We start from the raw sequence: 12648 nt of genomic DNA, 5'->3' as shown, positions 1-12648 counted from the left end.
TAGGCATCCCGGTGAACGCCAAGCGCGGCGCCCGGTGGCGTGAGCCGTGCCGGGCACCGGCTTGCTACGCAGCGGTCGTACGAAGCCCGTATGTATGAAGCGTGAGCAAGCGGAACACAGCTCCCACACGAGGCGCAGGGTGACGGCCTTGGCGAGGGCGACGGCGATCTTCACACGAGCGGTTCAGCCGGCCGGTCTGGCCGGCTGAACCACGCTTTACCAGAAGCGGTCATGCCGTCGCCCGCGTCAATCGATGGGGCCGAAGGCGCGCTGACACCCGCTCCTTCAGCCGTCCTTTCTTCGGGCTCACCTCTTCCCTGAGCACGTTACGTGTTGGGCCGGGCCGCGCTGATGTCGCCGAGCGCCGAGCCCCGATCACGCTCGACCGCCAGATCGCCGAGCGAGATGACACCGACCGGCTCATCACCCTCGACAACCGGGAGACGGCGAACCGAGTGCTCCCGCATCAACGCGACGGCCCGGTCGAGATCCTCGTCCGGCGTGATGGTGACCAGGTCCTCGCTGCACAGATCGGCCACGGTCATCTGCTGGGGATCCGTGCCCTCCGCGAGCCCGCGCACCACCAGGTCCCGGTCGCTCACCAGCCCGCGCAAGTGGTCCTCCTCCGTGACCAGGACGATGCCGATGTTCTGGTCACGCATCAGCCGCGCCACATCGGTGACCAAGGCCCCGGTCTCCACCGACGCCGGTGTGCCGGTCATGATGTCGCGGACATGCTGCGTCATGTCGTGCCCCCTTTCACAGGTGTCGCGATGCAGTCCACCGCTGTCGGTCCGCCGAGTACCCGGCCTGCCAAATTCCGTACATTTCGGAAGGGTGGCTGCAGACTGCATGCCAACCGGGCGCACCCCCGTCACCGCCCCTGACCAGTTCGAGCTGCGGCGGACTGCAGGCGTGGTTCGGCAACCGCCGTTCGCGAGCAGCGACGCTCCGAGCACCACCAGCTCCGTATTCGAGCCTTGTACCCCGGCAGCCTCGTCCGGGCCGGCAGCCGACGCCGAATCCCCGCCTCGGGAGGAGGATGGAAAGTGAATCCCTGCCATCGGAGGTCAGCGGCGGTCGGGGCAAGCGATATCCGCGAGTGGCGTGGTCATCACGTGGTCGACGCAAAAGGCAACAAGATCGGCACCCTGGAGTCGGTCTACGTCGACACGACAACCGACGAGCCCTCCTTCGCGACGGTCACCGTGGGCCTGCCCACCCGGCGCCGCCTGGTGTTCGTGCCGCTCAATGGGCGCGAAGGTCGGCCCGGACAACCTGAAGGTCACCCAGCCGAAGAAGACGGTCAACAGGCTCCCTCGATCGACCCCGACAGCGTGCTCCCCGCCGAGAAGGAGGAAGCCGTCTTCACCCACTACGGAATGCACCACGATCCCGGGCGCCGGAGGTACGCGGCGACTCGGCCGGCGCTGACACACGCAAGCCACCGGGAGGGGCGATGAGCCTCTTTCTGCTCCTGATCATCGTGGCGATCGTCCTGGGGATCATCGGGGTTGCCGCCCACGACCTCTTCTACCTCTTGATCATCAGCGTCATCGTTCTGCTCGCCGACCTCGCCTACGGGGCGATGCGCTTCCGCCGCGGCGGCAAGCGGCACCGTCTCCTCCGCTGACCCGGCGGCGGTGGCGTGTACGCGATCCTCCCAGCCCCGCGGGGCGTACTGCACGACGCTGATCACCACCGCGGAGCGGTGCGGAGAGCCGCCACCCCGCTGGGCGAAGTCGCTGAACCGCCGACATGTGCAGTAACCGAACTCTGCGACACCACCATCGGCTTCCCCGTCCTTCACGTATCCCGCTGACTGGCCGTGCTCGTGGTGGGCACCCGGGACAGTGCAGTCAGCCGGGAAGGACCTGCGTCGTGATCATCGTTGCTGCTTTGCTGCTCCCCCTGCTGGCGCTTTTGTTGTACGGCATGGATCTCATCGAGGACCGTCTCACCGCCAGGCCTCCAGAGAAGCGCCAAGCCAACGGCCGCCGCCTGCGGTTGATCCCGGGCGGCCAGCACAAGAACGCTCACCGTCCGGCACGCCGACAGCCCGAACAGCAGTCCCGGGCTGCCTGACCAACTCCTCACCCGCCCGGCGATCGCTCGGACCAGCCGGATCATTGCGGGAATGACCAGGCGGCACCACACTTGTCCGCAGGGTGGAAGAGGGTCGGGGGCCAGCCCCGCTGGCCCTGGGCCGCCCCGGAGGCCTGTGTGTGCTGCCCCAGCCACGTCCCACCACGCGCCACGAAACGCGTAGGAGGCCCTGCCAGGGGTTACCCGGCAGGTATGGCGAAGTTGCATCTACCGGGGCGCAATGCGCACCACCGCAGTGACGAGACGGAAGCGGCACCTGGGCCGGGGCCCGAGGTTGAGCGGCGGGCACCGGATGCGCCGACGAAGCTGCCGAAGCGGGCCTGGGGGGCAGTGTTCAGGGGGTCGCTGCGCGAGTTCAAGGACGATGAACTGACCGACCGCGCAGCGGCGCTGACGTACTACGGCGTGCTCTCGCTGTTCCCCGCGCTGCTGGTTCTGGTGTCACTGCTGGGTGTCACCGGCAAGTCAACCACCGACACGGTGCTGGCCAACCTCAAGCAACTTGCTCCCGGCTCAGCCCGGAACATCATCACCGGGGCGGTGAAGCAGCTCCAAGGCGGCGCCAGCATCGGGTCGGTCATGGCGATTGTCGGTGTCGCGCTGGCGGTGTGGTCGGCGTCCGGATATGTGGCAGCGTTCATCCGTGCGGCGAACGCCGTCTACGACGTGCCCGAGGGGCGCCCGGTGTGGAAGATCCTGCCCGTCCGTCTGGGGGTGACGGTCGTGCTGATGGTGCTGGCCGTCGCCAGTGCGGTGATCGTGGTCTTCACCGGCGGCCTGGCCCGGCAGGTCGGCACCGCCCTCGGGATCGGGGACACCGCGCTGACGGCGTGGTCGGTCGCCAAGTGGCCTGTCCTGGTCGTACTGGTCACCGTGATGATCGCGATCCTGTACTGGGCGACCCCGAACGCGCGGATGAAGGGGTTCCGCTGGATCACACCGGGCAGCTTTCTTGCCCTGCTGATCTGGATGATCGCCTCCGCCGGTTTCGCCTTCTACGTCGCGAAGTTCGCCTCGTACAACAGGACCTACGGCACCATGGCCGGTGTCATCGTCTTCCTGGTGTGGCTGTGGATCAGCAACCTGGCGATCCTGCTGGGCCTGGAATTCGACGCGGAGACCCTGCGCCAGCGGGCGGTCGCGGGCGGCTACCCGCCGGACGCGGAGCCGTACACCGAGCCCCGCGACACCAGAAAGTGGGACGAGGAAGACCGGCGCCGCCTGGAGGACGGCGCGTAGGCACACCGAGCACGGCGCCGGTCTCGGCGTCGAGCACGGGCCCGCCGGCCGCCCCGCCACCCAGCCGCAGCGCGTCCGGCCCGGCCCAGCGCACATCGGCGCGCTCACTCGAAGTGGTCCTCGACCAAGGACGAATACCGCAGCGGCCGCCCCCGGCGCGGAGCGGCAAGCGGCCAGCGGATCCGCTGTTCCGTTTCGCCCGTCAGGATTTGCCGCGGCCGGTGACGAAGTCGCGGGCCCGGTCCACCAGGCCGGCGCCCGGGGCGAGGAGCTTGTTCGCCGGCGGGGTGTCGGGAGCGGCGGGGTGCGGGCGGGTCGGGGCCATGGTCTTGGCCCTGCGGATCCTGTCCCCGAGATCGTCCAGCATCTCGGGGGTGCAGGTCTGGCGCAGTGCCGGGAAGAGGTTGTTCTCCTCGTCCTGGACGTGGGCGGTCACCTCTTCCATGAGCTGCTGCAGCAGCGGACTCATCTGGGGATCGTCGGTGTCCGTCCTTTCCAGCTGCTTGAGGATCTTCTCGACCCGGCCGTGATCGGCGAGTTCCTTGTCCGCGAGCCGGTCGCCGCCCTCGACGTACTCGCGCACCGCCGGATACAGGTACTGCTCCTCGGCGACCGAGTGACGCACCAGCTCGACGGTGACCTCGTCCACGAGATCACGTAGTTCCTGCCCGCCGCCGGTCATCGCTTCGATCCGGCCGAACATCTCCTCGACCTCGCGGTGGTCGGCCATCAGCTCCTGAAGCACATTTCCGCCATGTCCCATCGCATATCCCTCTCGTTGGTCGTTTTCCGTGCTCTCCAGCACACAGTGATTCCCCTCCCGGGTTGACGGTGCGCGGCCCTGCGCGTGGTCCACCTGGTCGGACGTCTACCTGATCGCCAGCGGCCTAAGCGGCGGGTTCGGGCTTCCTGGCACCCAGGCGCATCACCGATTCGAAGGCACCTGCGCCTGCAGCCGTTCCTCAGCCTGTTTGGTGGAAGAGTTCGGCCTCGCCCAACGACAACTGCGCGGCGCCCTCGCGCACGCAGCTTCCTCGACGCACTGCGGCTGGAAAGCCGGCGTATGCCTCGCCCGGCCACCAGGACGGTAGGGCGCCGTCCGGGGCCGGGAGGCATCTCGTATCAGCGGCCGAGCGCGTTCTGGAGCTGCCGCTTGGTCATCGAGGAACGGCCGTGGATGTCGCGCTTCTTGGCCTCCTCGTAGAGCTGGTCTCTGGTGGGTCCTTCCGCTCCGCTGTGCGAGCGCTGACCGCCGCGCTGCGACGCCGACTTCGAATCACGCGTGGAGGCCTTGCCGGCGGTCTTCGACTCGCCCGACCTGGCCCGCTCCTTGTTGACGGTCCGCGCAGCGATCTCCTTGGCCCGCTTGGTCGACTCGCCGCGGTCCTTCGGCGCTCTTCTTGATGTGCTCGTACTGCCGCTCCCGCTTGGAGCTGGATCCGGCCGGCATGGTCCCTGTTCCTTTCCTGAGTACGGAGATCCCCGTCTCGGTGCCGTGAAGGCGCTCGGTCCGGTTTCACGGATGTTCAGTGCTGATCCGGCGGTACCCCACCGCTCTCTCCCCTGCCCTTGTTGCCCTTGTCCCTGCCGTGAGCGTGCGCGCCCTTCACTTCGGTCTGTGTTCGCAGCACCGAGTTCCCCACGGGAAGCCACCCGACGCGCGCGGCAGGCACATGCGTTGCGGACGGCCTGATAGGTGTGCCCGCCGCGCTTTCGGGAACCGCTCACCCATGGGTCTGAACCACGATGAAGCGCCCGTCCTCGACGCACTCGCCCGGTATCACGACGCCGACGAGCTGGGATTTACGCCACCCGGTCACAAGCAGGCACGTGGCGCGGACCCCCGGGCACGGGCGGTGCTGGGGGATGCCGTCTTCTTCGGCGACGTCCTGGCCAACGGCGGGCTGGACGACCGGCTCACCCGGGGCCGCGTACTTGAGCGGGCCGAGGAACTGATGGCCGACGCGGTGCACGCCGACCACACGTTCTTCTCGACCTGCGGCAGTTCCCTGTCGGTCAAGGCCGCCATGCTGGCGGTGACCTGCCCCGGCCACCGGCTCGTCGTCGGACGCGACGCACACAAGTCGGTCGTCGCCGGGCTCATCCTCTCCGGCGTCGAGCCGGTGTGGGTGGAGCCGCAGTGGGACGCTGTGCGGCACATCGCCCATCCTCCGTCGGCGGCCGCCTACGACAAGGTGTACTCCGAGCACCCCGATGCCGACGGGGTCCTGGTCACCAGCCCCACCCCCTACGGATCGGCGGCCGACCTCGCGGGCATCGCGGATGTGTGTCACCGCCGCGGCAAGCCGCTCATCGTGGACGAGGCGTGGGGAGCGCATCTGCCCTTCCATGACGAGCTGCCGTCGTGGGCCATGGACGCGGGCGCCGACATCTGCGTGACCAGCATCCACAAGATGGGCAGCGGCCTGGAGCAGGGCTCGGTGTTCCACCTCCAGGGTGACCTCATCGATCCCGCCGAACTGGCCTCACGCGCCGACCTGCTCGGCACGACCAGCCCGAACGTCCTGCTCTACGCGGGCATCGACGCCTGGCGCCGGCAGATGGTCCAGCACGGCCGCGAGCTCATCGGGCGGGCTCTGGAACTGGCCGCACGCACCCGCACCGCCATCGAGGCCATCGACGGCTTCCACGTCAACGACGCGGCGGACTTCTGCGGTCCCGACCTCGCCGCCGGCTTCGATCCCCTCCCGGTCGTCATGGACATCCGCGAACTGGGCACCACCGGCTACCGGGCCGCCGACTGGCTGCGCGAGCACCATCACATCGATGCCCACCTCTTCGATCACCGGCGCATCAGCGCCCAGCTCACCCACGCCGACGACGAGCAGACCACGGCTCGTCTCCTCACCGCCCTGCACGAGCTGGCCGACCGTTCCACCGACCTGAGTCATGCCCCGCAGGTCGTTGTTCCCTCCCCCGCCGATCTGCGGATGAACCAGGTCCGGCTGCCCCGCGACGCCTACTTCGCGCCGCACGCCGAAGTTCCCGTCACCGAGGCCTGCGGCCGGATCGCCGCCGAGATGATCACCCCGTACCCGCCCGGGATCCCCGTCGTCCTGCCCGGCGAGCGCCTGACCGAGCCGGTGCTGGAATACCTGACCACGGGAGTCACGGCGGGCATGTTCCTGCCCGACGCCGCCGACCAGCAACTGAACACCGTACGGGTGGTCGCGGAGGGCTGATCGCGGCCGATCGAGGACAGTGGACGCGTACGGTCGTTGCCTGGTCCTGTCTCGCCACTCGTGGGCGCCGGGCGTGCAGGCGTCAGAGGGGCGAGCCGGGGTCCTCGGGCCGGATGCGGCCGCGCCAGGCACCGGTCTCGCCGCCGCGGTGTTCGATGTAGTCCTTGAAACGGCGCAGGTCTCCCTTGACCCGCCGGTCGATCACACCCAGCATGTCCGCGCCCTTCTCGGCGACGCCTGTGGGCTCGACGTCCATCATGAGCTCCACCCGGGTGTGCGTGTCGTCCAGGCGCTCGAAACGGACCGATCCCCGCTGCTGCGTGTCTCCGCCGATGGCCCGCCAGGTGATCCGGTCGTCCGGCAACTGGTCGACGATCTCCGTGTCGAACTCGCGCCGCACCCCGCCGATCTTGGTGGTCCAGTGGTTGTGCCGGTCGTCGAGCTGCCTGACCTCCTCGACGCCCTCCATGAAGTACGGAAACTCCTCGAACTGGGTCCACTGGTTGTAGGCCGTGTGAAGCGGAACCTCGACATCCACTGCTTCCCTGACCGTGCTCATCCTGTTCCTCCTTACTGGCGGTCGATACTGGCGGCCTGCCGGCCTTCCGCCTCTGCGCGGCGCCGGGTACCCGAGGCGACGCCTGTTCCTTCGAGGGACAGGGAGGTCCGTCCCCGCCTCATTCCCCAGGCGCGGACGGCCATCCCTGCGCGGTCTTCTCGTTGACCCGAGGGCTTGGGGTGATCGGGTCGCCGGAGCCCCGACTGGAGGGCGTACTCGTGTCGGTATCGTCCTTCCGGCCCTGCTCCTCAAACTCCTTCAACGCCTCGTCGGCTGTGAACGAAGCAGCCTCCTCAGACGGGTCACGCTCAGATGTCTTTGATGTCTTCGCACGGCGGGCGAGTACCCGGTGCTTCCGCCATCACCCCGGGGCAGTCGGCGTTTCTTCATCCGAGCCCTCGGCCAGACTCATCCCGGCCGAGATTCAGTGCCCGCGCGGTCAGGGGGTCCACACTTCTGGGCCGCCTTCATGCCACTCGATGAGATCCGACTCGAGGACGTCCAGTTCGTCCCAGCCGGTCAGGCCGGCGTTCTGCAGGAACACGGTCAGGTCATGGAGGCTGTAGGCCACGCCGAGGACGCGGTCGTCGATGCCCACCCTGCGGCCACCGGCTTCAGACGGCGGGTAGACAATCACGCGGTGCTCGGACATGGCACCAGCCTCACCGATGGGAAGCCGCCCCGCACCCGGGCCGGGCGCACAGAAACAGCCGGTAGGCGGAACGGCGGGGCCATGTGGTCTCGCCGCATGCCAGACTGCAACACCGCCCGCCAGTGGTCCTCCGACCTGCCGCGACCCGGGGCTCAGCCCGTCGGCTGCCCGGCCGTGCGGACACTCCCCTTCCCCTTCGCTCGTCGCCGTGTGCCGCCCCCGGTGACCGGGTACTCGGCCGTCCGGCCACAGCCGCCGCGAAGAGGAGGCGAAGGTGAGCAGCGAAGCAGGCAGCAGAGTCGTGGTCACGGGGGCGACCGGCAATGTAGGTACGAGCGTGGTACGCCTCCTTTCCGCGGACCCGGAAGTCGAGTGGGTGCGGGGCGTGGCCCGGCGCACACCCGATGGCTGGGCGCCCGCCAAGACCGAGTGGCACGCCGTCGACGTGGCGGCCGAACAAGCCGACCTGGGCGAGGTGTGCCAGGGCGCCACAGCAGTGATCCATCTGGCGTGGGCGTTCCAGCCGACACACGATCCGGCGAGGACCTGGCAGACCAACGTCCTCGGCAGCATCCGGGTCTTCGAGGCCGCGGCCCGCGCGCGGGTGCCGGTGCTGGTACATGCCTCGTCGGTCGGCGCATATTCACCCGGGCCCAAGGACAAGGACCAGGCCGTCGACGAGTCCTGGCCGACACACGGCTGGCCGGACGCCGCCTACTGCCGCGAGAAGGCCTACCTGGAACGGGTCCTGGACTCCTTCGAGCACGAGCACACCGAGACCCGTGTGGTGCGCATGCGCCCGGCCTTCCTCTTCAAACGGGAGTCGGCAAGCGAGCAGCGCCGCATCTTCGGCGGCCGTTTCCTGCCGGGCCCCCTGGCACGACCGGAACTGCTTCCCTTCCTGCCCGACATCCGCGGCCTGCGGGTCCAGGCCCTGCACACCGACGACGCCGCCAGGGCCTGCCTCCTCGCACTGCGCTCACCCCGAGCCCGGGGCGCCTTCAACCTCGCCGCCGACCCCCCGGTCGACGCCGACCTGCTCGGCGAGATGCTCGGCACCCGCCGCGTGCGGCTGCCACGCACCGGGGCCCGATCCGCGATCGCCGCCGCCTGGGGGCTGCACCTGCTGCCCGCATCCCCCCACCTCTTCGACGCGGTCCTGCGCCTCCCCCTGATGGACTGCACACGCGCGCATGCCCAACTGGGCTGGCGGGCAGAATGCACCGCGACCGAGGTACTGCAAGAGTTCCTGGACGGCCTGCAGCACGGGGCGGGTGCCGACACCGCACCGATGCAAGGACGCAAGGTCGGCTGAACGGGGGCGCGGACGTCCCGCCCACCGCGCCTCGGAGACGTTCGCAGCCGGGCTCCAGGACCATGCCGCTACCCGTCCACGGCCGCCGAGGGCGAGCCCCTCAGCCGCCCGGGCGACGTCGCTGACCGGCAGCGTGTGCTGCAGCGAACCATGCGGCCCTCCACCTCGGCTGCGCACGCGGAGACAGCGAACGCGGCGGCAAAGTCCTCAACCGCAGCCGCGGCGGGTACACCCCGAGCGTAGACATCGGCCGGCCTCACGCGCGTCGTCCTCTCCGGCCGAAGCGCCCGCCGCCTCCGGTCGCGCGGCGCAGCAGACGCAAGCCCGCCACCAGCGTGAGCGACCACACCGCCGCGAAGCACGACGTGATCGTGATAGAGGACGGGGACGCTTCGAAGAAGGTGCAGCTCTCGCCGTACGAGCGTGTCGCCCTGGCGCAGATCGAGGCGGAACTGCGTTACGACCGTCGTTTCACGCGTCACATGAGCGGGCGGCTGGCCCGGATCTGGCTGAGTCTGGCTGTCGGGTTGCTGACCGCGGCGTCGGTGTTCCTGGCGGTCATGGGGGTGCGTAGGTCGGATCCGGCCGTCCTGTCCCCGATCGCGGCCACTTCAGCGTCATCCCGAGGTCCCGGCGGCCGACGGCGCGGGAAGGGCTACACGTTGGGCTTGGCCGCGCTGATGTTCCCCAGAACCGAGCCCTCGCCCCGCTCGATCGCCAGGTCCCCCAGAGAGACGATGCCGACCGGTCTGTCACCCTCGACCACCGGCAGCCGCCGGACGGAGTGCTCGCGCATCAAAGCGACCGCCTGGTCCAGACTGTCGTCCGGGGCAATGGTGACCAGGTCTTCGCTGCACGCCTGGACCACCGTCGTCTGCTCGGGATCCACGCCTTCCGCAAGGGCACGCACCACCAGATCGCGGTCACTCACCAAGACACCGAAGATGTCCCTGCTCGGTCACCAGAACTCGACCACATTCTGGACCCGCTTGATCAACATCTGTTGCCCGAACTCGGCATCAACCGCTCTCGCGCTACACCGACGAAGCCAGCCAAGAGACCGGCATGACCCTCGCATATTCCTCCTGGCCGTTGGCCGCCCACGGGCGCTCAGATGCCGAACGACTGGTTACGCCGCACGCCGCACAGCGCCTTGGGCCCGATCGAGGCGGTCTTGTCCGTTCCGCTGGGATTCGCCGAGCGGTCCTTGACGTACGGGCCCCCGGGCGTCACGGGGCGGTCTCGGCTCTGCGCCGGGCCCGATCGAACTCGGTCAGGGGGTCTCCTCCGGCCTGCCAGGGCCACTGGGTGACCACGCCGCCCAGCGCCTCGAAGACCGGTGCGGCCTCCCGGCGCCGGTCGGCGGCCATCAGCGCGTAGGCCAGGGTGTTGAGGTCGGCCAGCAACCGGGCGTGGCGGAGGAAGCCGGGCTGGACCCAGGTGTGGGCCACACGGTCGAGGGCCTGCTTGGCCGTGACGTGCGACCAGTGATTACGCGCCAACAGCGCTTCGACTCCGCCCCGGCCGACGATGGCGAGGTACTGGCCGACATGGGCGGTGAGTTCCGTGGCCGCGCAGGGGACGTTCGCGGGCATCCGCAGCATCAGGGAGTCCAAGAACTCCAGGATCTGGAGGCGTGATCCGCCTTCCTCGGGGCTCAGGTACCCCAGCATGCTCAGGTAGGCCTCGCGGTTCCAGCGGTCGCGTGCGAGCACTTCGTTCCAGACTCCGAAGACCTGCGGTTGCGTCCAGTGTTCCAGACGGGCGAGCTTCAGGAGGACCACCCAGGGGGTGGGGTCCTGCGGGGCGATCTCCGCGGCTCGCAGGCAGTCGTCGGCGACCCCGGTCGCGTTCTCGAGGGCTCCCTCGTGGCGGGCCCGCGCCACTCGGGCCCAGGCGTGCAGCGCGAGTGCGTCGGCGTTGTCCGGCTCCCGGGCGGCCCAGCTGCGTGGCACATGCGTTTCGTTCAAGTGGTCCGCCAGTACGCCCAGGCGGTGGGTCCGCAGGTCCCAGTCGTCCCGGTCCTCCCCCAGCAGTCCGGAGATCTGTGCCGCGCACAGGTCCGTGTTCGCCAGCAGCGACTTCAGAAGTTGGCCCAGGTCCTGGTCGTCCAGTTCCGGAGCGAGGCGCGACCTTTTGCGGCCACTCGAAAGAAATCCCATGCCGGGATGCTAATCCGAAAATCGACGCGTCAGTGGGCAGGCGGCAGCGCCCGGCCGAGCGGTGGCGAGGTCGGGTGTCGGTCGTGTGGGCTCAGGCTGCGGCGGGTTCGAGGCTGACCTTGTAGCCGAGTGCTTCGAGCTGGTGGACGTGGCTGCGTTGGCGGCGTTCGGGATCGATGCGGCGGGTGTAGAAGTCGGAGCCGAGGTCCTCAAATCGGACTTCGGGGTCGTTGAGCAGGTGCCAGACGATCACCAGGATGGAGCGGCCGACTGCGACGATGACCTTCTTCTTGCCGCGGTGGCGGGCGATCCTGCGGTAGCGCTCGCCAAGGAAGGTGTCAGGGCGGGCGGCTCCGACAGCGGACTCGCCAAGCTCTCTGGCGAGGTAGCGGTTGCCGTGGCCGGTGGCGCCACGGCCCTTGTTCTTGCCAGCCGATTCCTTCACGCCCGGAGCGAATTTGGCCCAGGAGGCCAGGTGGCCGACGGTGGGGAACCGGCTCATGTCCAACCCGATCTCCGCGAGGATGACGGCGGCCGCGGTCGGGTCGATGCCGGGGACCTCATCCAGTCGTTGGAGGGCCTGGACGAAAGGGGCGATCATCTCCTCGATCTTCGTGTCGAGTTCGGCGATGTCGGCGTCGATGGCGTCGATCCGCTCCAGCATCTTGACCAGCAAGAACGCGTGATGGTCGGTGAAGTACCCGGTGAACGCCTCCTCCAGGGCCGCGGTCTTGCCGCGCATCCGGGTGCGGGCCAGCTGGGCCAGCGTCCTCGGGTCGCGTTCCCCGGCGAGCAGGGCGGCCATCATGGCCCGTCCGGAGACTCCGAAGATGTCGGAGTAGACCACGCTGAGCTTGATCTGGGCGTCCTCCAGCAGCTTCTCCGCCCTGTTCTTCTCCGCCCCGCGCACCCCGACCAGGTCAGTCCGGTAACGAGTGACATCGCGTAGTCGGCGGATCTCGGGTGGGGCACGAAGCTGGGCCGGATCATCTGGCGTTCGGCGACCTTGCACAGCCACACCGCGTCCAGCTTGTCGGTCTTGGGCCGCCCCAGCAGGTGTTTCACATCGCGGGCGTTGACCAGCCAGGTCTCGAACCCGGCCGCCTCCAGTACGTAGAAGGCGGGCTTCCAGTAGTCGCTGGTGGCCTCCATGACCACCCGGGTCACCCCCAGGCACCTGAGGTGATCGGCCATACTCAGCAGCGAACGCGTCATCGTCGGGTACGTCTGCACTTCCTGCATCCGCCGCCCTGGACGCCCCTCGTGGGGGATGCGGGCGCAGCACACCAGGTGGGCCTTGCCGATATCCAGTGCAGCGACCCGTTCGATGATCTCCTCGCGGTCCTCAGTCTCCTGCAGCACCCGGCGCCTCCCCTGCTCCTGGGGGTGAACGGCAGGCGGCTGCCCGCAGG

The 12648-nt window shown here is 69.0% G+C and carries 14 protein-coding genes and 2 pseudogenes; 6 read left to right on the top strand and 10 right to left on the bottom strand.

What is annotated here, in order from left to right:
* Positions 1-326: 326 nt before the first annotated feature.
* Positions 327-746 (bottom strand): CBS domain-containing protein, encoded by a 420-nt coding sequence (locus N8I87_RS40240; RefSeq protein WP_263215888.1) that lies wholly within the window; start codon positions 744-746, stop codon positions 327-329.
* 303 nt (positions 747-1049) lie between these two features.
* Here N8I87_RS40240 and N8I87_RS40235 point away from each other — a divergent pair, with 303 nt between their 5' ends.
* The 4 genes from N8I87_RS40235 (at position 1050) to N8I87_RS40220 (ending at position 3345) form a co-directional block, all read left to right on the top strand.
* Positions 1050-1463 (top strand): PRC-barrel domain-containing protein, encoded by a 414-nt coding sequence (locus N8I87_RS40235; protein WP_263215887.1) that lies wholly within the window; start codon positions 1050-1052, stop codon positions 1461-1463.
* A complete protein-coding gene (locus N8I87_RS40230) occupies positions 1460-1633 on the top strand; it encodes a hypothetical protein (RefSeq protein WP_263215886.1) in 174 nt (57 codons plus the stop codon). Before N8I87_RS40235 ends, N8I87_RS40230 begins: the two co-directional genes overlap by 4 nt.
* Positions 1634-1881: 248 nt before the next feature.
* Positions 1882-2085 (top strand): hypothetical protein, encoded by a 204-nt coding sequence (locus N8I87_RS40225; RefSeq protein ID WP_263215885.1) that lies wholly within the window; start codon positions 1882-1884, stop codon positions 2083-2085.
* A gap of 213 nt (positions 2086-2298) precedes the next feature.
* Complete coding sequence (locus N8I87_RS40220; RefSeq protein ID WP_263215883.1) at positions 2299-3345, top strand: YihY/virulence factor BrkB family protein; 1047 nt, start codon at positions 2299-2301, stop codon at positions 3343-3345.
* A 202-nt stretch (positions 3346-3547) separates the two neighbouring features.
* Here N8I87_RS40220 and N8I87_RS40215 read toward each other — a convergent pair whose 3' ends face one another.
* On the bottom strand, positions 3548-4108 hold the full coding sequence (locus N8I87_RS40215) for a hemerythrin domain-containing protein (protein ID WP_263215881.1): 561 nt from the start codon (positions 4106-4108) through the stop codon (positions 3548-3550).
* Positions 4109-4467: 359 nt separating this feature from the next.
* Positions 4468-4795: pseudogene (locus N8I87_RS40210) on the bottom strand (plasmid stabilization protein).
* Between the two features lie 280 nt (positions 4796-5075).
* Between N8I87_RS40210 and N8I87_RS40205 the strand changes: the two are divergent.
* Complete coding sequence (locus tag N8I87_RS40205; RefSeq protein ID WP_263215880.1) at positions 5076-6548, top strand: aminotransferase class I/II-fold pyridoxal phosphate-dependent enzyme; 1473 nt, start codon at positions 5076-5078, stop codon at positions 6546-6548.
* Positions 6549-6630: 82 nt separating this feature from the next.
* Here the strand turns inward: N8I87_RS40205 and N8I87_RS40200 are convergent, their stop codons facing one another.
* Entirely contained in the window at positions 6631-7107 is a 477-nt protein-coding gene (locus tag N8I87_RS40200; protein ID WP_263215878.1) for an SRPBCC family protein, read from the bottom strand.
* A gap of 439 nt (positions 7108-7546) precedes the next feature.
* A complete protein-coding gene (locus tag N8I87_RS40195) occupies positions 7547-7759 on the bottom strand; it encodes a hypothetical protein (protein ID WP_263215877.1) in 213 nt (70 codons plus the stop codon).
* Positions 7760-8033: 274 nt separating this feature from the next.
* Between N8I87_RS40195 and N8I87_RS40190 the strand changes: the two genes are divergently transcribed.
* Positions 8034-9074: an SDR family oxidoreductase gene (locus N8I87_RS40190; protein WP_263215875.1), complete on the top strand. Its 1041-nt coding sequence runs from the start codon at positions 8034-8036 to the stop codon at positions 9072-9074.
* 655 nt (positions 9075-9729) lie between these two features.
* Here N8I87_RS40190 and N8I87_RS40185 read toward each other — a convergent pair.
* From N8I87_RS40185 to N8I87_RS40165, 5 genes and pseudogenes are all read right to left on the bottom strand, one after another.
* Positions 9730-10054 (bottom strand): annotated as a pseudogene (locus N8I87_RS40185) (CBS domain-containing protein); the annotation flags it as partial.
* 130 nt (positions 10055-10184) lie between these two features.
* Positions 10185-10307: a hypothetical protein gene (locus N8I87_RS40180; protein WP_263215874.1), complete on the bottom strand. Its 123-nt coding sequence runs from the start codon at positions 10305-10307 to the stop codon at positions 10185-10187.
* Positions 10304-11236, bottom strand: a complete 933-nt coding sequence (locus N8I87_RS40175) for a hypothetical protein (protein WP_263215872.1) — start codon at positions 11234-11236, stop codon at positions 10304-10306. Before N8I87_RS40175 ends, N8I87_RS40180 begins: the two co-directional genes overlap by 4 nt.
* 91 nt (positions 11237-11327) lie before the next feature.
* Positions 11328-12155: a transposase gene (locus tag N8I87_RS40170; RefSeq protein WP_263216930.1), complete on the bottom strand. Its 828-nt coding sequence runs from the start codon at positions 12153-12155 to the stop codon at positions 11328-11330.
* Positions 12041-12598 carry an IS110 family transposase gene (locus N8I87_RS40165; RefSeq protein WP_263215870.1) on the bottom strand — a complete coding sequence of 186 codons (558 nt, stop codon included), beginning with the start codon at positions 12596-12598 and terminating at the stop codon, positions 12041-12043. The genes N8I87_RS40170 and N8I87_RS40165 overlap by 115 nt, the downstream gene beginning before the upstream one ends.
* Positions 12599-12648 lie beyond the last annotated feature (50 nt).

The sequence above is a fragment of the Streptomyces sp. HUAS 15-9 genome (genome assembly GCF_025642155.1).
Lineage (GTDB): Bacteria > Actinomycetota > Actinomycetes > Streptomycetales > Streptomycetaceae > Streptomyces.
The sequence above is the reverse complement of the archived record's forward strand: the minus strand, read 5'-3'. Positions and strand labels throughout refer to the sequence as shown.